The organism is Salinicola sp. NYA28a (assembly GCF_976982775.1).
Window position 1 is genome coordinate 4,109,635 of sequence record NZ_OZ334582.1, and the last position, 21,525, is coordinate 4,131,159.

The window sequence follows — 21,525 nt, forward strand, 5'->3', positions numbered from 1 at the left end:
CCTACCGGCCTGGGCGTCACGCTCAGGCCGCTTCCGCGACGGCCTTCTCTTCGTGTGCCACTTGGGTCTGAGTCTCGATCAGCCGGGCCGCCGCTTCGCTCATCGGCACCAGCTGGCGGCTGATGTGCAGCAGTTGAGTCTGGATCACGCGGCGCTCGTCGTCGGCGTCGTCCTGGGCGGCGGTGGGCTCCTGCTCGAAGATCGCCACCAGCGCGTTCTGCTCGCCCCGGGGGTCGTCGATGGGCTGGCGCGACTGCAGGTTGGCGGCAATGGCGTCGAAGCGATCCGCGATCCGCCGCGCGGCGGCATAGATCTCGGCATCGCTTTCGGCATTCGACTCGTTGGCCGCCAGCGCGCCCCGATGCGCGCCCAGCGCCGAGAGATAGCCCAGCAGCGTGTGGGAGACGACCAGGAAGCGGAAACCCTCGTCGGCGTCCTTTTTGCGGTAGTGCCCCGGCTCCTGCAGCATGTTGGCCAGCACCGTGGAGAGTGCGGCATCGGCGTTGTGGGCGTTGCGGCGTGCCAGCCGGTAGGCGAGGTCGTCCTGCTTGCCGGCCTCGTACTGGTGGATGATCTCGCGCAAATAGAGTGTGCTGTTGGCCAGCGCCGTCGAGGCCACCTTGTGCAGGCGCCGCCCCTGCCAGTCCGGCAGGATGAAGAACACCGCCAGGCCGGATATCAGCGCGCCGATCAGGGTATCGATCAGCCGCGGCAGGATCAGGTCGAAACCGTCGCCGACCTGGTTGAAGCTGCTCAGCACCAGCGTGGTGATGGCGGCAGTGGCGATGACGTAATGCTTCTCGCGATTGGCGAAGAAGACGACGCCGGCCACCACGGAAATCAGCGACTGGAGCAGCGGGTTCGGGAACAGGCTGATCAGCGCCCAGCCCACCACCAGGCCGACTACCGTACCGATGATGCGCTGGCGCAGGAAGCGGCGCGTGGCACCGAAGTTGGGCCGACACACGAACAGCGTGGTCAGCAGGATCCAGTAGCCTTGGGTCGGGTGAACCAGATGCAGCACGCCATAGCCCACCAGCAGCGCGGTCGACAGGCGAAGGGCATGACGAAAGGTCGGCGATCCCGGCGTCAGGTTGAGACGAATGCGCTCCCAGGCGTCGCGAAAGCTGCGCGGCGAGCGGTCGAGGAGACTGGCGTCCTTCTGATCGACCACCGCATCCGGGTTGTGGGCGCTGGAGAGCTGGTCCTCCAGTGTCGCCAGGTTACGGCCCAGTGCCTGCAGCGAGCGCAGCAGCGGGGTCCATTCCGGATTGCGCTGCGCCCGCAGGTAGACGATCGACGCCCGCAGATCCTCCAGCGCCTGCTCGCTCTGGCCGTGCTCGAAGGGCTGGCGCAGCAGCAGCGCCTTGGCCAGCCGCTTGCACGCCCGGCCCTGCTGGTCGAGCAGCCGCTGGCAGCGAAACAGCACGTCGTGATGGAAGAAGGTCTCGGTCAATGCCGAATAGGGGTAATGGGAGGCGCTGACCCGCTCGTGGATGTCCTGGGCGATGAAATAGAGCCGCAGGTAGCGGTTGAGCTTGCGGCTGCCACGCTGGCCCTCGAGCCGGCGGAAGATCATCTCCTTGGCCTGATTGAGCGCGGTCACCACGCGGCCGTTCTGGCGCGCCAGCGCAACGCGACGGCTTTCGACATCGACCCCGCGCAGCGGCTCGAACAGTGTCGCCTTGATGATCAGATATTCGCCCAGCTCCCGGTAGAGCTGCGCCATGCTCTGCTTGACCGGCTGGCGCGAGAACAGCGCACACCAGACGACCGAAATCGCCCCGTACCAGGCCGCACCGCCGACCAGCAGTAGCGGCTGATGCCAGAAATTGCCGTCGGTGGTGCCGCCGTGCTGCTCGATATTGATCATCGAATAGACCGACAGGATCAGCGTCGCCGAGGCGATGGTGGCGTAGCGCTGCTCGATGGCCCCGAGCATGATGAAGGTAAACGCCGACAGTGCCAGACCGGGCGCGAACAGCCACGGCCAGGGGAACAGCAGCTCCACCGAGCACGAGGCGACCAGGAAACAGATCAGCGTGACCAGCAGCGCCCGAACGCGGCCTTCCCAGTTGTCATCGGTCTCGGAGAGCGCGCTGGCGATGATGCCGAGGAACAGCGGAATGGCGAGCGCGATCTGATCCTGGGACCAGCTCAGCGCAATGGCGCCACTGAACGCCAGGAACACGCGGAAGCTGTAGGCGAACTTGTCCAGCGTCCACAGCTGGCGCAGGGAGTGGGAAAACGAATCGGAAATCTCGGTCTCTCCAGGATTGTGGTCGTGCCGTCAAGATAGCGCGCCCGCGATACCGGGAACAGACGCCGCCGACCATGAACGAATAGAGAACCCCACCAGGCGTTAGACTTTAGTATAACGTCGTTACACCTATCGGCAGCAACGGCTTTACGCTTTATCCACGCTCCCACTTCATCCCTGTCCCGGAGTTCGGCATGATCGGGGTTTACCGGAAGATTGAGGCAGAGCGTGCGACCGACCAGGCATTCGCATCGAAACGCCGTGTGGCGAGCACTCGCCATCATGGGCCAGGCATTGCGGGCGCTGGTGTTGCTGGCCGTGATCGCCTGGGGCGTGCTGGCGCTGCACTTCGAACTGCCGGGACCAACGCTCGTCGTCGATTTGGTGATCGCAGCATGGGTGCTGGTCGGCCTGGCCGCGCTGCTGGCCCCCTTGGCAAAGCGCCGCCATCGCCGGGCGTCGTCGGCGCTGCGCGTCCTGTTCGCGCTGGCGCTGATCGCCGTCGTGAGCTGGTGGCAGAGCCTCGAGCCCAGCAACGAGCGGGACTGGGCGCCGGACGTGGCGCGCCAGCTCTCGGTCGAACGCGAGGGCGACCGGGTCCGGCTTCACAACGTGCGCGACTTCGAGTGGCAGACGCCGGACACCGCGACGACGCGCTGGGAGACCCGCGAGTACGATCTCTCGCAGCTCGACTCGGTGGACATGGCGGTTTCCTACTGGATGGGCCCGGCCATCGCCCACACGCTGGTCACGTTCGGCTTTGCCGACGGCCGGCATCTGACGTTTTCGGTGGAGATCCGGCGCGAGCGGGACGAGGCGTTCTCGATCAGCGGCGGCTTCTTCAAGCAGTTCGAGCTCAACCTGATCGCCGCCGACGAGAACGACATCCTGCGCCTGCGCAGCAACGTCAGAGGCGAGGACGTCTATCTCTACCAGGTCGGGCTCTCGCCGCAGGCACGCCGCGAGCTGTTCGTCGCCTATCTCGACGAAGCCGAGCGGCTGCGCCGAACGCCCGAGTTCTACAACACCCTGACCAGCAACTGCACCACCATCGTGTTCGACATGGTCGACAGGATCGTCGCCGGGCTGCCCCGGGACATCCGGCTGATTCTCTCCGGCTACCTGCCGGAATACGTCTACGAGATCGGCGGGCTGGATACGAGCCATCCGCTCGCGTTCCTGCGCCGCCGCGGCTATATCAACCCGCGCGCCCAGCAGATTCCGTACAATGCCGGGAGCGAGGCCTTTTCCCGTGCCATTCGCGACGGGGTTCCCGCCGCCGACGGCGAGATCCTTCACGCTTCGTCGCCCTGACGTGCCCTGACCCGACATTCATGCCAATGACCTCCCTGCGCGACGCCATCGAAAACCGTATCAGCCACCTGACCGGCCGCACGCTGGGCGGGGTCGACTATACCCAGCCCAAGGGCGATCCGGGCCTGTTCGGGCCGGAGACCATGGCGTGGCGGGTGCATGGGGATTTCACCTCGATGATGTGCGGCGGCATCAGCGCGCTGCTGCTGCAGATGCTGCATCCGCTGGCGCTGGCCGGCGTCTGGGACCATTCCAACTTCCGCCGCGACATGATCGGCCGGCTTCGCCGCACCAGCCAGTTCATCGCCGTCACCACCTTCGGAGCCCGCGACGACGCCGAGCGCATTCTCGAGCGGGTACGCCGAGTCCACGACAGCGTCAGCGGGTACGCCGCCGACGGCACACCCTACGCGGCCAGCGATCCGGACCTGCTGGTGTGGGTCCATGTCGCCGAGATGAGCCGCTTTCTCGCCTCCCATATTCGCTATCGCGATCCCGGCCTGAGCCTGGCCGACCAGGATCGCTACTTCGCCGAAACCGCCCGCGTGGCCGAAGCGCTGGGCGCGCGCCACGTGCCCAAGAGCCGGGCGGCCATCGATGACTATCTCGAGCACCAGCGGCGCTATCTGGTCTGCGACGCCCGCACTCGCGACGTCATCGACGTGCTGCTGCACGCGCTGCCGCTGAGCCCGGTCATCCGCCCCGTCGGCGCGCTGTTCATGCGCGCCGGCATCGATCTGCTGCCGCCCTGGGCGGCGCGGCTGCTGAGTCTCGAGATGTCCACCCTCGAGCGTCACGCCGTGCGCAGCGGCATTCGCACCATCGCTCCGGTGGTGCGCTGGGCGGTGCGCAACGGCTCCTATCGTCGCGCCATGGAGCGGATGCAGGCCCGGGAGCAGGCGGCACAGCGATGAAATGCTGAAGTGACGAAGCAGTGAAGCGCCAAACCGGTGCCGCTGCCGGTCACGCGTCTCGCGTCAGCTCCCGTTTCAGCCATTCGGCGAGACGCTCGCCGCGTCGGGCGTCGACTCCCGGAGCCAGCCACAGCCCCAGCGAGGCGGTGGTCTCGACCGCCGACCACGGTGCCATCAGGCGCTCCTGACGCAGTTCGGCGGCCACCAGCAGCTGCGGGGCAATGGCGACACCCAGGCCCGCCAGCGCGGCTTCCAGCAGATAGTAGAGATGTTCGAAGCTGCGCCCCCGGCCCCGCGCCGCTGCCAGCGTCTCGTCGTCCACACCCATGGCCGCCGCCCATTCGGGCCAGGCTTGCGGCCGCGACGCCGTGTCCAGCAGCGTGAGCCGCTCCAGCATCGCCCCGGCCGACGCCTGCGATGCCGCCGTCCAGACCGCCGGTGTCGCCACGGCGACGATTCGTTCCGGCATCAGCGGAAACACCGTCATGTCGGCGGGCCACGGCGGCGCGGCGAAGCGCAGCGTGGCATCGACATCCTCCCGGCGCGGGTCGAGTTCGTTTTCGCTGGAAACCACCCGCAGCCGCAGCTCGGGCAGATCGGCGTTGAGCCGGTCGAGCCGCGGGATCAGCCAGCGCGCCAGCAGGCTGCCCGGGCAGGCCAGCGTGAACGGCGCTTCGTCGAGACGCCGCGCGAGTCTGGCGCAGCCCTCGCTCAAGCGTGAGAAAGCCTCATGCACCGCCGGATACAGCTCCCGGCCGTGGGCCGTCGGTTCGAGCCCGCGCCCCGCCTTGTCGAACAGCGCCGTGCCGAAATGGTGCTCCAGGGTTCGCAACTGGCGGCTCACCGCGCCGTGCGTGACGTTCAGCTCCCGCGCAGCGTCGCTGACGCTGCCCAGACGAACCGTGGCTTCGAACGCGCGCAGCGCATTGAGCGAAGGTAGCGTGGCCATTCCGCCTCCGTCGATGGGTGAGTTTTACTCACAGGATGCGGAGAGTTTATCGATTTTCTCCGCCGCGCGACCAGCCTAGTCTGAGCCCATCGAATCGACTGACCGGGAACGACTGATGAGCACAAAGATGGTTGATCTCCCCGACGAGCATGGCTTTTTCGGCGGCTCGGACGACCGGGGCCAGGCAGGGCGAGGCTACGGCGGGCGCTATGTCGCGGAAACGCTGATGCCGCTGATCGACGAGATCGAGGCCGCCTACGACGAGGCGCGGGCCGACCCCGCCTTTCAGGCACGGCTGGACGAGCTGCGCCGTGACTATATCGGTCGCGCCACGCCGCTCTACTTCGCCGAGCGCCTGACCGAACACTTCGGCGGCGCGAAGCTCTACCTGAAGCGCGAGGATCTCAATCACACCGGCGCGCACAAGATCAACAACGCGCTGGGGCAGGCGCTGCTGGCGAGCCGCATGGGCCGCCGGCGTCTGATCGCCGAAACCGGCGCCGGCATGCACGGCGTCGCCGTCGCCACGGTGGCGGCGCGGCTCGACATGACCTGCGTGATCTACATGGGCGCCACCGACATCGAGCGCCAGCAGCCCAACGTGCAGCGCATGCGCCTGCTCGGCGCCGAGATCGTGCCCGTCCACGCCGGCACGGCTACGCTCAAGGACGCCATGAACGAGGCCCTGCGCGACTGGGTCGCCAATGTCGACGACACCTTCTACATCATCGGCACCGTGGCGGGACCGGCGCCCTATCCGCGCATGGTGCGGGATTTCCAGTCGGTGATCGGTCGCGAGACGCGCGAGCAGCTGCTGGCGATGCAGCATCGCCTGCCGGACTCGCTCGTCGCCTGCGTCGGCGGCGGTTCCAACGCCATGGGACTGTTCCACGCCTTTCTCGACGATACGGACGTGGCCATGATCGGCGTCGAAGCGGCCGGCGAAGGGCTGGAGAGCGGCCGCCATGCCGCCAGTCTCAACGGCGGCACGCCCGGCATCCTGCACGGCAACCGCACCTACCTGCTGCAGGACGACGACGGCCAGATTCGCGATGCCCACTCGATCTCCGCCGGGCTCGACTACCCCGGCATCGGTCCCGAGCATGCGTATCTGCACGATAGCGGCCGGGCGAGCTACGTGGCGGTGACCGACGACGAGGCGCTGGAGGCCGTCGCGCTCTGCTGCCGGCTGGAAGGCATCCTGCCGGCCTTGGAGTCGGCACACGCGCTGTACCATGCCGGACGTCTGGCGGCGACACAGGGCTCGGACCGGATCATCGTGGTCTGCCTGAGCGGCCGCGGCGACAAGGACATGGATACCATCACCCGTCACCTGATGCCCGAGGAGGCCGACTCATGAGCGCTTCGTCTTTGAATACGGATGCCCTGGATACGAACGTCCTGGATACGGATGCCCTGGATATGAATACCTCGAATACCCAGGCCTTGATCGCCGATTCGCGGCTGGCGCGCCGCTTCGCCGCGCTGAAAGCCGCCGATCGCGCCGCGCTGGTGACCTACGTCATGGCCGGCGACCCCGACCCCGAGACCAGCCGCGACCTGCTCGAGCGCCTGCCGGCAGCGGGCGCCGACATCATCGAGCTGGGCATGCCGTTCAGCGACCCGATGGCCGACGGCGTGGCAATCCAGCGCGCCGGCCAGCGGGCCCTGGCGAACAGCCAGACACTGTTTCGCACGCTGGAAAGGGTGCGCGACTTCCGCCGCCGCGACGATGACACCCCGATCGTGCTGATGGGCTATCTCAATCCGATCCAGCGCTTCGGCGAGGATCGCTTTCTGCAGGCGGCTGCCGAGGCCGGCGCCGATGGCCTGATCCTGGTCGACCTGCCGCCGGAACATGGCGCCGCGCTGACCGCCCGGGCCCGCGACCTGGGCCTGGCGCGGATTCCGCTGGTGGCACCGACCACGCCGCCGGAGCGGTTACCAAAGCTGCTCGCCCAGGGCGATGGCTTCGTCTACCGCATCGCGTTCAATGGCGTGACCGGCACTCGGCGAACCGATATCGCGGCGTCGCTGGGCGAATCGCTCATCGAGCTCAAGCGACGCTCGCCCCTGCCGGTCGCCGTCGGCTTTGGCGTACGTGATGGTGACACGGCCGCTGCCGTTGCCCGGGTTGCCGATGCCGTCGTCGTCGGTAGCGCGCTGGTCGAGCGGCTCGCCGAGACAGGCGTGGAGGGCGCGCTGGCACTGACGCGGGAGCTGGCCGAGTCGATTCACGGCGCCCGGAAAAGCGAAGCCTGAGCGCGCCCCGATCGTTCGATTTTGCGCACGTGTACGTGCGCAAAAACGCGCTTTTGTTCGATTATTTAGGCAATACACTGTCTCCATTGCGCCGTGACTGACGTTCGGCGCCCGAAACCAGGAGACAGACCATGTTGACGATTCGACGCGGTAACGAACGCGGTTATGCCGATCACGGCTGGCTCAAGAGCTACCATTCGTTCTCGTTCGCGGGCTATCACGACCCGAAACACGTGCACTTCAGCGTGCTGCGGGTCATCAACGAGGACCGCGTCGCTCCCGGGCAGGGTTTCGGCCAGCACGGCCATCAGGACATGGAGATATTCTCCTACGTGCTGAGCGGCGAGCTGGCCCACCGCGACACGCTGGGCAACGGCTCCTCGATCGGCCCCGGCCGGGTGCAGATCATGACCACCGGCACCGGCGTCGAGCACAGCGAGTTCAACCACTCCGCCAGCGAGCCGGTGCACTTCCTGCAGATCTGGCTGTTCCCGCGGGAGCGGGGGCTGACGCCGCGCTATGCCGAAAAGGATTTCACTGAAGCCGACAAGCGCGGCCGGCTGTGCCTGATCCTGTCACCGGATGGTCGCGACGGTTCGCTGGAACTGCAACAAGACGCCTTCATCTACGCGTCGCTGCTGGACGGCGACGAACGGGCAGAATTGCCACTGGCAACGGATCGCCAGAGCTACGTGCACGTGGTCAGGGGCAGTATCACGGTCAACGGTCAGGCGCTTGAAGGCGGCGATGCGCTGATGCTAGTGGATGAGCCCGGCGTGACGCTGGAAGGCGGCGAGGATGCGGAAGTACTGGTCTTCGATCTGCCGGCCGTGCAGCCGTCTTGAGATCGATGCGGTATCAGCGACCGGCGACAGGGACGTTGCCGGCTTTTATCGTCGGGTGACAGCGTTACAAGTGCTTGAGCAAACTCTGCAATCGCTCCAGATCGCGGGAGTCTCCCACCAGCCGCAGCTGGCCGTTGAACAGCCCTTCGCGAAAAGCGCGCTGGGAAGGCCTGCGCAGAAATCGCGTGGCGCTTTCCGCGTCGCGGAAGCGCAGTTCCAGCGCCAGGTCGATCGGCAGGCCGACATCGCTCTGGATCGCCTGTGGCGTCATGCGGTAGTGACGGGCGATCGTGAGGTCTTCGGTGGCAACGCCCCAATCGAATCGCTGGAGCTTTTCCAGGGCGTCGCGAAACGCCGCCTTGCGGGAACGCGCGCGCTTGAGCATCACGCCCAGCCACCAGAGCATCAACTTGAGCTTCATGCCACCTCGCACGAATCGTCCATCACGGGAATACAGCAGGGGAAGAATGCCGATCCACCCCTATTTCGTTCGGCGGATCGGCTATCGTTTCGCTCATGGCAAATGAGCGACTCAAGAATCCAGGATCCGATCTTACTTGCTGACGGCGTCCTTGAGAGCCTTGCCGGGCTTGAAGGCCACGGTCTTGCTGGCCGGAATATCCAACGGCTTGCCAGTCTGCGGGTTCTTGCCCGTCCGTGCGGCGCGCTCGCGAACCGTGAACGAACCGAAACCGATCAAAGTGACATCGCTACCCTTGGAAACCGTACCGGTGATCTCGTCGAGGATGACGTTCAACACCTGACTGGCCTTGTCCTTCGACAGATCCGCACGCTCGGCAATCGCCGCAGCGAGTTCTGGCTTACGCATAGAGCCCTCCTAGTTTGGCAATGGCGTCACCTAAAACGCCTCGCGTTTGAGACGAGTTGTTGTTCTCGATGAGGAACAACGCCCTCCGGTCGCATAATAGGCCGCTTGGGGCGCGGTTTGTCCAGCATCAGGTGACGATTCGTGGCTTATAGATCCGCAGCCACCGGGGCTAGCCTAGCAATGGGGGGGTCGCTCGCGCCAGTTCGACTTTACGACGAACGCAGTGCCCGGTCAGCGCAAAGCCCAGCAGGGCACCGTTGTCGTCCTCGGCCAGCGCAGTGAAATCGCCGCCTTCTCCCTCGATCCGCCATCGGCGGGGCGCCTTTTGCGGCGGCAGCGCGACCACCGGCAACAGCGGCGTTTTGACCACGATCGGCCAGCTTCCGTAGCTGACCTCGGTCGGCGTGCCGGTCAGCGTCGCCGCCAGTGCCTTGGCGCTGGCCTGCAGCGGCTGGACGTACATCGCGTTCAGGCCGTTACCCGGGGCGCCGAGGCCATCGACGCAGGCCACGTCTCCCAGCGCGAAGACGTTCGGGTCGCTGGTGGCGAGCCGGCGATCGGTGAGAATGCCCGCCGAAGACACCGCCAGCCCCGCGGCCTCGGCGAGCGCCGTCCGGGGCGTCAGTCCGGTTGCGATCAGCACCAGATCCGCTTCGAGGCTTTCGCCATCCTCCAGCGCCAGCGTCACGCCTTCGCCGTCGTCATGGAGCGCCGTCACCCGGCGTTCGAAAATGCTGCGGATGCCGGTCTCCTCGAACGCCTCGCCCAGCGCCCGCCCCAGCGGCGGCGGCAGCAGGCGGGCCAGCGGCGTCGCCTCGGGAGAGATCAGCGCCACCCGGTGGCCGCCGGCGTGCAGGTCGCTGGCGAATTCGCAGCCCACCAGGCCCGCGCCGATGATCGCGATGCGAGCCTGTCGCCCGGGGTGGCGATCCAGCACGCCACGCAGCCGCCGGTAGTCGTCGAGATCGTTGATCTGGAAGACCCGATCGTGCAGCGCGGGAGACACGTCGAACGGCTGCCGGGGCGCCGCGCCGGTGGCCAGTACCAGTTGGCCGTAGGGCAGGATTTCGGTGCCGATCCGAAGCTGCCGATTGGCGGTATCAATGGCGTCCACCGTAGTATGGATGCGAACCCGGGCCTGCAGCGATTCGGCCACGCCCACCGCATCGCGTATCGCCAGCCTTTCCGCCGTCTGCCGCTTGGTGAAGGCACTGGAGAGCAGCGGCTTGGCATAGTCGTCGCCGCTGTCGGCGCTGATCAGGGTGATCGGCCGCTCGGCATCGTGGCTTCGTACCGCCCGGGCCAGGCCCAGGCCGGCCATGCCGGTGCCGATGATCGTCAATGGCGCGGTGGAGTGATCGGATTGACTCATTACGGGGGCTCGTTCGGTCGGTCGTCTCGAGGCCTCATGGTACACTACGCCGCCTTCGAGCCGCGCCGCCCCGCGGTTCCCGCCATTTTCATGGCGCTTTTCATGGTACTGCTCACGGAGTCGTTTCGCATGCCCGCAACCTGCCACTGCCATGCCTTGTCATCCGCCGAACGATCCTGGCGCTGGATCCGCTGGTCCCCGGCCGCCGCTCAGCGCCCTCGCATGAGCACCGCCTGGTGGCAGTGGGTTGCCTCCACCGACTCCCTTACCGCACGGCTCATCGCGGCGTCCGAGCGCCCGTTCCGGGTCAAGCTGGTGCACCAGGGTGTCGAGCGACCGCGCCGCGACGAAGCCCAGCCCTTGGGCCTGGCTCCCACCGAGGTGGCCTGGGTGCGCGAGGTGATGCTGATGAGCGGCGAACGGCCCTGGGTCGCGGCGCGCTCGATCGCACCGCTGGATCGCATCGGTTGCCGCCGCCTGCGAACGTTGGGGGAGCGCTCGCTGGGCAGCTGGCTGTTCGCCCAGCACGATCTCCAGCGCGATCCGATCGAGATGGCGCGGGTCTCGCCCGCTGGCGCTGGCCTCTGGCTGCGCCGCTCGCGCTTTCGCCACGGCACCATCCAGTTGCTGGTCCAGGAGTGCTTCCAGCGGGAAATGGCCGAGGATCTCGGCCTTTCTCCAACCTGAACCAGGATCCGCCGAACGGGACCCAGGACTTGAACGGCGATCCCAGGCCTCGAAGCGAGGCCACAGTTGCAGTAAAGTCGTTGGCGATTTCAGGCCTTGCCGTTTCGGAGATTCGTATGTCCAGCGCCAACGATTCAGCCGCCCGACCCCGCGGCGATGGTCCCCCCGCTCTCCCCCGCGGCCTCGCCCGCCTGCCCGACTTCCTGCGCCTGACGCGCCTCGACAAGCCGATCGGCACCTGGCTGCTGATGTGGCCGACGCTGTGGGCGCTGTGGCTGGCCGCCGACGGCCTGCCGGATCGCGCCACGCTGATCATCTTCGTGCTCGGGGTCTACCTGATGCGCGCGGCCGGGTGCGTCGTCAACGACTATGCCGACCGCCATCTGGACGGCCACGTCAAACGCACCCGCGAGCGCCCCCTGGCGACCGGGCGGATCAGCGAAAAGGAAGCCAAGATCCTGTTCGCGGGCCTGGTGGTGCTGGCGTTCGTGCTGGTCTGCCTGACTAATCTGGCCACCGTGCTGCTCGCCTTCGTCGGCGTTGCGCTGGCCGCGATCTATCCGTTCATGAAGCGCTACACGCATCTGCCCCAGGTGGTGCTGGGCATGGCGTTCTCCTGGAGCATTCCCATGGCGTTCATGGCGGTGAGTCGCGAAGTCCCGCTGGATGCCTGGCTGCTGCTGGTCGCCAATGTCGCCTGGACCGTGGCCTACGACACCCAGTACGCGATGGTCGATCGCGACGACGACATCAAGATCGGGATCAAGTCCACCGCCCGGCTGTTCGGCAGTTGGGACAAGCGAATCATCGGCCTGCTGCAGCTGTCGACGCTGGCGCTGCTGGCCTGGATCGGCATCCGGACCCAGCTGGGCGGATTCTTCTGGCTGGGGCTGGCGGCGATGGCGGGCACCTTCGTCTACCAGCAGTGGCTGATCCGCGAGCGCGAGCGCGACGCCTGCTTCCGCGCCTTTCTCAACAATTTCTGGTCCGGCCTGCTGCTGTTCGCGGGGCTGGTTCTCGCCCTGTGGCCATTGGTCTGACCCAGGCGAGATCGACCCGGCTGGCGCGGTTGTCATATCGCTGTCATATTTTCACGATGTAATCGTCACCGTTCTGTCACGGCCGGAAGCGGTCCCGGTGCGCCAATCGCACATGGGGAAGTTTCCCGGCGGCTCACCCGAGGCATGCGCATGAGCTCCAAGACCGTACTCATCGTTGACGACGAAGCACCCATTCGCGAAATGATCGCCGTGGCGCTGGAGATGGCCGATTATCACGTGCTGGAGGCGGAAAACGCCCAGACCGGCCACGCCATGGCGCTGGACAAGAAACCCGATCTGATCCTGCTCGACTGGATGATGCCCGGCACCAGCGGCATCGAACTGGCCCGACGCCTGAAGCGCGAGGAAGCCACCGCCGAAATGCCGATCATCCTGCTCACCGCCAAGGGCGAGGAGGACAACAAGGTGCAGGGGCTGGAAGCCGGTGCCGATGATTACATCACCAAGCCGTTTTCGCCCCGCGAGCTGGTGGCCCGCCTCAAGGCGGTGCTGCGCCGGGCGACGCCGCCGGGCATCGAGGAAGCCGTCGAGGTCGCCGGCCTGCGCCTCGACCCTGCCAGCCATCGCGTCACCTCCCACGGCGGCGCGCTGGAGATCGGCCCCACCGAATATCGGCTGCTGCAGTTCTTCATGACCCACCAGGAGCGCGCCTACACCCGCAGCCAGCTGCTGGATCAGGTCTGGGGCGGCAACGTGTACGTGGAAGAGCGTACCGTCGATGTCCATATCCGCCGGCTGCGCAAATGCCTGGGCGAGGCGCACCAGCATCTGGTCCAGACCGTGCGCGGCACCGGTTACCGTTTCTCGACCCGGGAGTGAGATAGGACGTGCGCTACTGGATCAACGAACTGTGGCGCCTCGGCTACATGCTGTTCGGGCTCGGCGCGATAGGCTTGTTGCTCGGTGAGCTGGGCGGCGAGCTGTTCGCCGGGCTGGGATGGGGCTTGGCGGCCGGCCTCGGGCTCTATGTCTTCCTGCATCTGTGCCACGTGCGCATGCTCTACGTCTGGCTGCTGAAGAATCCCCGCGAAGCGCCGCCACCCGGTACCGGCGTCTGGGGCGACCTGTTCGACCGGCTCTACAACTATCAGAAGGCCCAGACGCAGCTGCAGCAGCGCCTGCGCGACATCCTGCGCCGTATCCAGGACTCCTGCGAGGCGATGCGCGACAGCGTGGTGATGCTCGATCCCAACGGCGATCTCGAGTGGTGGAACAGTGCCGCCTGCGACATGCTCGGCCTGCAGCCCGATCACGATCGCGGCCAGCCGATCACCAACTTCCTGCGCGATCCGCGCTTCATTGCCTATTTCGAGAACGGCGACTACAGCGAGCCCCTGCTGATTCCCTCGCCGATCCAGGCCAACCGCACCCTGCAGTTCCATCTCACCCTGTTCGGCGACAACGAACGCCTGCTGATGGCCCGCGACGTCAGCCGCCTGCACCAGCTGGAGATGATGCGCCGCGATTTCGTGGCCAATGTCTCCCACGAACTGCGCACGCCGCTGACGGTGCTGGCCGGCTATCTCGAGACCTATCTCGACCATGCCGATCAGCTCCCCGAGCGCTGGCAGCGCGGATTCGCGCAGATGCAGACCCAGACCACCCGCATGCAGAACCTGGTCGAGGACCTGCTGCTGCTGTCGCGCCTGGAGATCGACAGCCCCGACGACGATCGCGATGTGCTCGATGTGGCCTCGCTACTCGAGGAGATTGCCGCCGATGCCCGCGATCTCAGCGCCGGCCGGCATCAGGTGGCAGTGGAGGCCGAGGCCTCGGGACGGCTGCTGGCGAACACCAAGGAGATCCGCAGCGCCATCTCCAACCTCGCGTTCAACGCCGTCCGCTACACGCCCGAGGGCAGTACCATCACCCTGCGCTGGAAACCCTGGCACGACGGCGCCGCCATCGAGGTCGAGGACAACGGCGACGGCTTCGACCCGATCCATATCCCCCGCCTGACCGAGCGCTTCTATCGCGTCGACAAGGGGCGCAGTGCCGCGACCGGCGGTACGGGGCTGGGGCTGGCTATCGTCAAGCACGTGCTGCTTCGCCATGATGCCAATCTGGAGATCGTCAGCCGCCCCGGTCTCGGCGCCCGTTTCCGCTGCGTGTTTCCGGCCTCACGCCTGACACCAGCCCCCTCCCGGCCCGCCCTGGATCTGCCCGAAACGCCGGTCTGACGCGCTCTCCCTGGTTTTTCAGTTTTTTCTCAACCTTCATCGTCCGCGGCCGATAGTGGAGGCAATTCACTACTTGTTTATATGAATTGCGCTCCCACGATCAACAAGGATGGCCCTACGATGACGATGCGACAAAAACTCTGGATCACGGTTGGCCTGATGTGGCTGGGCATGCTGATTCTGGTGGGCTGGATGGCCCTGGAGAAACGCGAGACGCTGATGGCCGAACGCGTGAACAGTCTCAGAAGCTTCGTGGGCAGCGCCCAGACGATGGTCGAGCGATACGTCGAACGCGCCGATAATGGCGAGCTCTCCGCAGAAGCGGCCCAGAAATTCGCCCGCAACAACCTCTCGGCGCTGGATCTCGAAGGCAGTTATGTCTACGCCTTCGACAGCAATATCCACCTGGTCTACCACCCCAAGCGCGAGATCGGCAGCGACATGAGCGGGTTCCGCGACGACAACGGAATCTACTTCTATCGCGAGCTCAAGGCACTGGCGGACTCGCCCGACGACGGCACGCTGGAGTACACCTCCACCAATGCCGACGGCGAAGACGTATCACGCATCAACTACGTGCGCTACGTCCCCGAGTGGGACTGGTACCTCGCCGCCAACGTCTACATCAGCGACATCCAGCACGCCTTCTGGGCCGGCGTTCTCAAGATGAGCCTGATTGCCGGCGTCATCGGCGTGATCATCACGCTGATCATGGGCTGGATCATCCGCAACGTGCTGGACGATATCGGTGGCGACCCACATCAGGCCCGCGAGGCGATCAAGGGCATGGCAGAGGGCGATCTCACCACCTCGTTGAACGTGAAACCGGGCGATGAGCGCAGCCTGCTCGCGGCCATCGAGGGCATGCGCACGCGGCTGGCCGAATCGATGGCTCATATCCGTCACGCCTCGACCACCATCACCGTCGGCGTGGGCCAGATTCACAACGGCAACCAGGACCTGGCGGCACGAACCGAGCAGCAGGCCGCCTCCATCGGCGAAACCGCTTCCAGCATGGAAGAGCTGACCCAGACCGTGCGCCAGAACGCCGACAACGCCCGCCAGGCCAACGACCTGGCCGGCGAGGCGCGCACCACTGCCACGGAAGGCGGCGAGATGATGGATCAGGTCGTCTCGACCATGCAGGGCATCACCGACAGCTCGCGTCAGGTTACCGAGATCATCGAGGTGATCGACTCGATCGCCTTCCAGACCAATATTCTGGCGCTCAACGCTTCCGTCGAGGCGGCGCGAGCCGGCGAGCAGGGCCGAGGCTTTGCCGTGGTCGCCAACGAGGTGCGCACGCTGGCCAGCCGCAGCGCCGACGCCTCCCGCGAGATTCGCGAGCTGATCGACGCCTCCAACCGCAAGATCGGTGCCGGCTCCGAGATCGTCGGCCAGGCTGGCGACACCATTCGACGCGTGGTCATTGCCGTTGCCCGCATGACCGACCTGATCGAGGAAATCTCGGTCGCTTCCGGCGAGCAGTCCAACGGGATCGACCAGGTCAACGAAGCCGTGGTGCAGATGGATCAGGTGACCCAGCAGAACGCGACACTGGTACAGCAAGCATCCGCCGCCGCCTCCACGCTCAATGCTCAGGTCGCGACGCTGGAACAGGCGCTGGCCGGCTTCAGGGTCGCGAGCGTCGAATACGACGATCTGATGTCACGTTATCGCCAGCCCGCGCTCTCGAGTCAGGCGCCCGGTTCGGCATCGAATGGGCAGCCGAAGCTGGCCACGACGGCGGCAGGATCGACAAGCACGAAGAAGCAGGGCGCCGGCGACCAGGAAGATAACTGGGAGTCGTTCTAACTTCCCAGATTTCCCCGGGGATGGCTGCCAGGCGATACCCGGGATCCGAGCTGCACATCGTCAGGATTCGGGCCATAAGCCGTCCACATGAATGCCGCCACCGTTTTCCCCGACAGCTCGTCGGGTTAAGGTGGCGGCATTCTGCGATTCGGAGTCTTCCCGCCGTGGCAACTGCCCAAGCTTTCTCTCGATGGCGACTCGCCGCCTTCACGCTGATCCGCCCCGCCTTGGTCGCCTTCGCGCTCGCCGGGCTGACATCCTCACTCGTCGGTGCCGCCCGAGCGGATTCGGTGCCCATCACCTTTCCCGACAGCGTCCAGCAGGGGTCGATGGTGATCGGTCGCGTGCCGCCGGGCAGCCAGGTGACGACGGCAGGACGGGAGCTTCGCGTCACCGGCTACGGCACCGTGGTGTTCGGCGTGGGGCGCGATGCCAGCGGTGCCGAGCGCGTCGATATCGTGACCCCGGATGGCCGGCAGCGTCAGGTGTCGGTGGCGATCACGCCCCGGGACTGGCCGATCGAGCGCATCGATGGCGTGCCGCCCAAGACCGTCTCACCGCCGCCGGAAATCGCCCGGCGCATCCAGCGCGAGCAGGCCGCCGTCAGCGCCCAGCGCACCCGCAACGACGACCGGGTGGGTTTCGCCCAGACCTTCGTCTGGCCGGTCGAGGGACGTATCAGCGGGCGCTTCGGCAACCAGCGCATCTACAACGGCACGCCGGGATCGGCCCACTCGGGAATGGACATCGCCGCCGCCGAGGGCACGCCGGTCAAGGCGCCGGCCAGCGGCGTGATCACCTTCGCCGACGATCTCTACCTGACCGGCGGCACCGTACTGCTCGACCACGGCTACGGCGTCAGCTCCAACTTCCTGCATCTCTCGCGGATCGATGTGGAAGTCGGCGACAGCGTCGAACAGGGAGAAGTGATCGGCGCGGTAGGCGCGACCGGCCGCGCCACCGGCCCGCATCTGCACTGGGGCATGAACTGGTTCGATACGCGGATCGACCCGCTGCTGGTACTCGACAGGGCTCCGTGAGTCCAAGCTTCGTTTGAAAAATTGGCGAGCGATGGCAAGACCGGGGCGCGTAGCTAAGGCAAAAATTGGCGAAAACGGACCGGGCTGGCGCACCAGTTTACGTGGGTGTAAATGAGCACTTTGAGCCGATTTTTAACGCCGTATGGGCGAGCGTAGACATTTTTCGAACGAAGCTTAGCGCTTCCAGTAGCCAGTGACCAAATGCTGCCCCTTCTGCAGCCCGAACTCCTGCTTGAGCCGCTTGCGCAGGCGCTGGCTGACATCCGCCTCGCCGGCGAACCAGACGAACAGGTCGTCGCGGGTCGCGGGGATGGCCTCGGCGACCGCCGCGGCGAGCTGCTCACTGGGGCCGTAGCCGCGACAGCGATAGCGCCACTGCACGTCGCAATGAGCGGGCACCGGCAGCTCGAGGGCGTCGACCGGCGATTCGACCTCCAGCCAGGCCTCGACACGGGCGTGCCCCGGTAGCGTCTCCAGCAGACGAGAAATCGCCGGAATGGCGGTTTCGTCGCCGGCCAGCAGATAGTGGGAGGCCTCGGCGACGCCGCGTCCGTAAGGCCCGGCCATGCCGCAGAGATCCCCCGGCCTGGCACGCCGCGCAAAGTCGCCTCCCGGCCCCGGCGCCTCGTGCAGCAGAAAATCGATCTCGACCTCGCCGCGAGCGACATCCAGGCGACGAATGGTGTAGTAGCGAATCTCGGCGCGCTCCTCCTCCGGCGGCCACTGGGTCCCACCTTCCGCGGTAGGCCGCGGCCACTGCGGCTGCTCGATGCCGGCCGGCGGAAAGTGCAGGCGCACATGCCATTCTTCCGGGTGATCGAAGCGCGCCAGGTTTTCGCCGCTCAGCGTCAGCCGCCGGATGCTGGGGCTCAGGTCCTCGATCCGTGTCACCCGCATCTCGCGGAAATTGGCGAAGGTCGGAGCCGCGACGACATCGCCATGCCAGTGTAGCGGCAGTGCATTCTCTCCCGCGAAGAGCGACACGTAATGCTCGATGATGCCCCGCAGCGTCTCCAGGCCGTCCCGCGCCTCGGCGCGGGCTTCCATGTGCAACCCCACGCGGATGGCGGCGAAATACGCCTCGCCTCCGGGCAGCTCGATCACGGTCCGGGTGCCATTGTCTCGATAGGCGACATCGTACTCATCCAGAAACGCTTTCAGGCGCAATTGAAAATTATTTACATCGGTGAGCGTCAAAGTGGCGTCGCAACGAAGTGCAGTCATGATGTGGGATCGTCTTGCAGCAGTGGGAAGCGGTGGCGTGCGGAGCTTGGAATCGGCGGGAGCCGATGTCGTCAGACTATCAGAAAAGCGCTGGCGGTGGGAATCCATGCAAGATGCCCCCGCTCCGGGGTAAAACCGAAGCGGGGGCATCTCGAAACTGGCTTATGCCGTGACAGTCAGTACTGAACAATCAGTACTAGGCAGTCGGTACTAGACCGTCAGCGCCGAGTATCAGGCGGTAGCTTCGGCATAGCGACGATTGACTTCGTCCCAGTTGATGACGTCGAAGAACGCGGCGATGTAATCCGGACGCTTGTTCTGATACTTCAGGTAGTAAGCATGCTCCCAGACATCCAGGCCGAGGATCGGCGTCAGGCCTTCCATCAGCGGGCTGTCCTGGTTCAGGGTATTGATGACCTTGAGCTTCTTCTCCGGGGTCACGACCAGCCAGGCCCAGCCACTGCCGAAACGACCGGCTGCCGCTTTCTTGAACTCTTCCTTGAAGGCGTCGTAGCCGCCGAGTTCGCTGCTGATCGCTTCACCGACCTTGCCGGTCGGCTCGCCACCGCCATCCTTGGACATCACGGTCCAGAACAGCGAGTGGTTGGCATGACCGCCACCGTTGTTGATGACTGCCTGGCGCTTGTCCTGCGGAACCTTCTCGATATCGGCCATCAGCTTGTCGACCGGTACGTCTTCGAGACCCGTGCCTTCCAGCGCGGCATTGAGGTTGTTGACGTAAGTCTGATGGTGACGAGTGTGGTGAATTTCCATCGTCATTGCGTCGATCTTGGGTTCCAGCGCGTCATACGCGTAGGGAAGCGACGGTAAGCTATGAGCCATGATCAAAACTCCCTTTCATGAGGAGGCATTACCCGACGTGGGCGCCTCTCGGGTGAATCAAAATAGTGAGCAACGCATGACAGTGTCAAGCGAGCCTGGCCGTCATGCAGCGCTGCTCGGGTAAACTATCGCTTTGATTTCACTAGGATTTGTAGAAACCCCGATGCGTCTGGCCCCGGAACTTCGACAAACCCTCGTGCCGTACCCTCCTACATGGCGTGCAACGGTGCCGCTTTCAACCCCGGCCGGCGTTTTTCTCGCCGGCCGGGCAGCCGCCCGCTCACGCCCCCGCGTTCAGCGGCTCACGGCCGGCACCATGTTGCGGTAATAGCGATCCCACAGCATGACGCCACCGGCAACGCCACCGGGCAGCAGAATCAGGTTGAGCACCGGCACCCAGGTGGCCATGGACATGCAGGCGCCGTAGGTCAGCGTCGGCCACCAGCGGGCACGCAGACGACGACGCATATCGGTAAACCCGACCTGGTTGTTGTCCATCGGGTAGTCGAGATACTGGACGGCCATCATCCAGGCGGAGAACGCCGCCCACAGGAAGGGCGTGATCAGGTTGAGGCCGGGCACGAATCCCATCAGGAACAGGACCGCCATGCGCGGCAGGATATAGCCCAGCTTGACCAGTTCCCGCCCTAGCGCATCGACGCCGGCCTTCATCAGCCCGCGCTCGTCGCTTGGCGGCCGGCCGGTGACACGAGTTTCCACCTTCTCGGCCAGAAAGCCGTAGAACGGTGCCGCGATCAGGTTGGAGACCAGCGTGAAGGTGAAAAAGACGATCAGCGCCAGGGCGACGACCAGCAGCGGCCAGATCAGCCATTCCAGCCAGGTCAGCCAGGTCAGCCAGTCGGGTATCTGGCGCATGCCGTAGTCGAGCCAGCCGCCGAAGTTCTCGAAGAGATAGAAGAGGGTGCCACCGTAGAGCAGCAGATTGACCAGCACGGGGCCAATCACGAAACGACGCAGGCCGGGCTCGAACACCAGGCGCGTGCCACTGAGAATCGCTTGCAGGGAGTAGATCATGCCAAATCCGCCGAACAGACAAACCGTTGCGAGGTCGACACGCTAACACAGTCCGAACGGCGGAGCGCTAGCCCCGAGCGAGTCGACGCCCGAGGGGTTCAGCGCTGGCGGCCCTTGCCCAGGAGCTCGTGATCGAGATCGCTGACCAAGGTGTGGCGAATGTCGCGGCCCTTGACCAGATAGATGACGTGCTCGGCCAGGTTGTCGGCGTGATCGCCGATCCGTTCCAGCGCGCGCAGCACCGTCATCACGCTCAGCACGCCGCCGATGGAGCGCGAATCTTCCATCATCAGGGTCGCCAGCGAGCGCATGGCGGTGGTGTATTCGCTGTCCACCGAGGCATCTTCCGCTACCACTTTCAGCGCCAGTTCGGTGTCGAAGCGGGCGAAGGCGGTCAGCGCATCGCGCAGCATGTTGCCGACGTGTTCGCTGATGTGGCGAATCTCGACGCTACCCTGGGGAATCCGGCCGGCTTCGATCAGATCGAGGGCATTGCGCGCGATCTTGTTGGCTTCGTCGCCCATCCGCTCGAGATCGTTGGTCGCCCGGATGACCGCGATGACCAGGCGCAGGTCGGAAGCGGCCGGCTGACGCCGAGCCAGGATCCGCACGCACTCCTCGTCGATCTTGAGCTGCATCCCGTTGACGCTGGCGTCGTTGTCGCGCACGCGAATCGCCAGTTGGCTATCGCCATCCAGTAGCGCCGCCAAGGCTTCCTGGAGCTGCTTCTCGACCAGTCCACCCATCGCCATCAGCTGGGTCTTGATGGTTTCCAGGTCCTGGTTGTACTGCTGCGAGATGTGCTGACTGTGGGTATCGCTGGTGATATCCATGTGTGACTCCAAATGGGGGCGCGACGACAAACCGGGGGCGCAACAAGCGTTTTACGACTTAT

20 protein-coding genes are annotated in these 21,525 nt (G+C 65.6%); 11 read left to right on the forward strand and 9 right to left on the reverse strand.

The window, feature by feature from the left end; all coding sequences use genetic code 11:
* Positions 1–22 precede the first annotated feature (22 nt).
* Positions 23–2,260, reverse strand: a complete 2,238-nt coding sequence (gene yccS, locus ACWHY3_RS18580) for a YccS family putative transporter (RefSeq protein WP_448128178.1) — start codon at positions 2,258–2,260, stop codon at positions 23–25.
* A 261-nt stretch (positions 2,261–2,521) separates the two neighbouring features.
* Here yccS and ACWHY3_RS18585 point away from each other — a divergent pair, with 261 nt between their 5' ends.
* The gene (locus ACWHY3_RS18585; RefSeq protein WP_256961316.1) at positions 2,522–3,574 is read left to right on the forward strand and encodes an Lnb N-terminal periplasmic domain-containing protein; all 1,053 of its coding nucleotides are present in this window, start codon (positions 2,522–2,524) and stop codon (positions 3,572–3,574) included.
* A 20-nt stretch (positions 3,575–3,594) separates the two neighbouring features.
* A complete protein-coding gene (locus tag ACWHY3_RS18590) occupies positions 3,595–4,488 on the forward strand; it encodes an oxygenase MpaB family protein (protein WP_448127229.1) in 894 nt (297 codons plus the stop codon).
* A 49-nt stretch (positions 4,489–4,537) separates the two neighbouring features.
* Here the strand turns inward: ACWHY3_RS18590 and ACWHY3_RS18595 are convergent, their stop codons facing one another.
* Positions 4,538–5,437, reverse strand: a complete 900-nt coding sequence (locus tag ACWHY3_RS18595; RefSeq protein ID WP_448127230.1) for a LysR family transcriptional regulator — start codon at positions 5,435–5,437, stop codon at positions 4,538–4,540.
* Positions 5,438–5,552: 115 nt separating this feature from the next.
* On the opposite strand from ACWHY3_RS18595, the gene trpB reads away from it, so the two are divergent.
* The 3 genes from trpB to ACWHY3_RS18610 all read left to right on the forward strand — a co-directional run bounded on the left by trpB (position 5,553) and on the right by ACWHY3_RS18610 (position 8,544).
* Positions 5,553–6,797, forward strand: coding sequence for a tryptophan synthase subunit beta (trpB, locus tag ACWHY3_RS18600; protein WP_448127231.1), 1,245 nt, complete (start codon positions 5,553–5,555; stop codon positions 6,795–6,797).
* Positions 6,794–7,699 carry a tryptophan synthase subunit alpha gene (gene trpA / locus ACWHY3_RS18605; protein ID WP_448127232.1) on the forward strand — a complete coding sequence of 302 codons (906 nt, stop codon included), beginning with the start codon at positions 6,794–6,796 and terminating at the stop codon, positions 7,697–7,699. Before trpB ends, trpA begins: the two co-directional genes overlap by 4 nt.
* Positions 7,700–7,830: 131 nt before the next feature.
* The gene (locus ACWHY3_RS18610; protein ID WP_448127233.1) at positions 7,831–8,544 is read left to right on the forward strand and encodes a pirin family protein; all 714 of its coding nucleotides are present in this window, start codon (positions 7,831–7,833) and stop codon (positions 8,542–8,544) included.
* A gap of 64 nt (positions 8,545–8,608) precedes the next feature.
* Here the strand turns inward: ACWHY3_RS18610 and ACWHY3_RS18615 are convergent, their stop codons facing one another.
* From ACWHY3_RS18615 to ACWHY3_RS18625, 3 genes are all read right to left on the reverse strand, one after another.
* Positions 8,609–8,965 (reverse strand): hypothetical protein, encoded by a 357-nt coding sequence (locus ACWHY3_RS18615; RefSeq protein WP_087720134.1) that lies wholly within the window; start codon positions 8,963–8,965, stop codon positions 8,609–8,611.
* A gap of 132 nt (positions 8,966–9,097) precedes the next feature.
* Positions 9,098–9,373 (reverse strand): HU family DNA-binding protein, encoded by a 276-nt coding sequence (locus ACWHY3_RS18620; protein ID WP_071230476.1) that lies wholly within the window; start codon positions 9,371–9,373, stop codon positions 9,098–9,100.
* A 169-nt stretch (positions 9,374–9,542) separates the two neighbouring features.
* Positions 9,543–10,745 carry an NAD(P)/FAD-dependent oxidoreductase gene (locus ACWHY3_RS18625; RefSeq protein WP_448127234.1) on the reverse strand — a complete coding sequence of 401 codons (1,203 nt, stop codon included), beginning with the start codon at positions 10,743–10,745 and terminating at the stop codon, positions 9,543–9,545.
* A gap of 36 nt (positions 10,746–10,781) precedes the next feature.
* On the opposite strand from ACWHY3_RS18625, the gene ACWHY3_RS18630 reads away from it, so the two are divergent.
* The 6 genes from ACWHY3_RS18630 (at position 10,782) to ACWHY3_RS18655 (ending at position 17,528) form a co-directional block, all read left to right on the forward strand.
* On the forward strand, positions 10,782–11,432 hold the full coding sequence (locus tag ACWHY3_RS18630; protein ID WP_448127235.1) for a chorismate--pyruvate lyase family protein: 651 nt from the start codon (positions 10,782–10,784) through the stop codon (positions 11,430–11,432).
* A 116-nt stretch (positions 11,433–11,548) separates the two neighbouring features.
* The gene (gene ubiA / locus ACWHY3_RS18635) at positions 11,549–12,472 is read left to right on the forward strand and encodes a 4-hydroxybenzoate octaprenyltransferase (protein WP_303853239.1); all 924 of its coding nucleotides are present in this window, start codon (positions 11,549–11,551) and stop codon (positions 12,470–12,472) included.
* Positions 12,473–12,622: 150 nt separating this feature from the next.
* Positions 12,623–13,312: a phosphate regulon transcriptional regulator PhoB gene (gene phoB / locus ACWHY3_RS18640; RefSeq protein WP_448127236.1), complete on the forward strand. Its 690-nt coding sequence runs from the start codon at positions 12,623–12,625 to the stop codon at positions 13,310–13,312.
* A gap of 8 nt (positions 13,313–13,320) precedes the next feature.
* Positions 13,321–14,673 carry a phosphate regulon sensor histidine kinase PhoR gene (gene phoR, locus ACWHY3_RS18645; RefSeq protein ID WP_448127237.1) on the forward strand — a complete coding sequence of 451 codons (1,353 nt, stop codon included), beginning with the start codon at positions 13,321–13,323 and terminating at the stop codon, positions 14,671–14,673.
* Between the two features lie 120 nt (positions 14,674–14,793).
* Positions 14,794–16,488: a methyl-accepting chemotaxis protein gene (locus tag ACWHY3_RS18650; protein WP_448127238.1), complete on the forward strand. Its 1,695-nt coding sequence runs from the start codon at positions 14,794–14,796 to the stop codon at positions 16,486–16,488.
* A 164-nt stretch (positions 16,489–16,652) separates the two neighbouring features.
* The gene (locus ACWHY3_RS18655) at positions 16,653–17,528 is read left to right on the forward strand and encodes a M23 family metallopeptidase (protein ID WP_448127239.1); all 876 of its coding nucleotides are present in this window, start codon (positions 16,653–16,655) and stop codon (positions 17,526–17,528) included.
* 174 nt (positions 17,529–17,702) lie between these two features.
* Here the strand turns inward: ACWHY3_RS18655 and ACWHY3_RS18660 are convergent, their stop codons facing one another.
* The 4 genes from ACWHY3_RS18660 to phoU all read right to left on the reverse strand — a co-directional run bounded on the left by ACWHY3_RS18660 (position 17,703) and on the right by phoU (position 21,463).
* Positions 17,703–18,752, reverse strand: a complete 1,050-nt coding sequence (locus ACWHY3_RS18660; RefSeq protein WP_448127240.1) for an SIP domain-containing protein — start codon at positions 18,750–18,752, stop codon at positions 17,703–17,705.
* A 231-nt stretch (positions 18,753–18,983) separates the two neighbouring features.
* The gene (locus tag ACWHY3_RS18665) at positions 18,984–19,595 is read right to left on the reverse strand and encodes a superoxide dismutase (protein WP_087720141.1); all 612 of its coding nucleotides are present in this window, start codon (positions 19,593–19,595) and stop codon (positions 18,984–18,986) included.
* A 294-nt stretch (positions 19,596–19,889) separates the two neighbouring features.
* On the reverse strand, positions 19,890–20,630 hold the full coding sequence (cysZ, locus tag ACWHY3_RS18670; RefSeq protein ID WP_448127241.1) for a sulfate transporter CysZ: 741 nt from the start codon (positions 20,628–20,630) through the stop codon (positions 19,890–19,892).
* A 98-nt stretch (positions 20,631–20,728) separates the two neighbouring features.
* Complete coding sequence (phoU, locus tag ACWHY3_RS18675) at positions 20,729–21,463, reverse strand: phosphate signaling complex protein PhoU (protein WP_448127242.1); 735 nt, start codon at positions 21,461–21,463, stop codon at positions 20,729–20,731.
* Positions 21,464–21,525 lie beyond the last annotated feature (62 nt).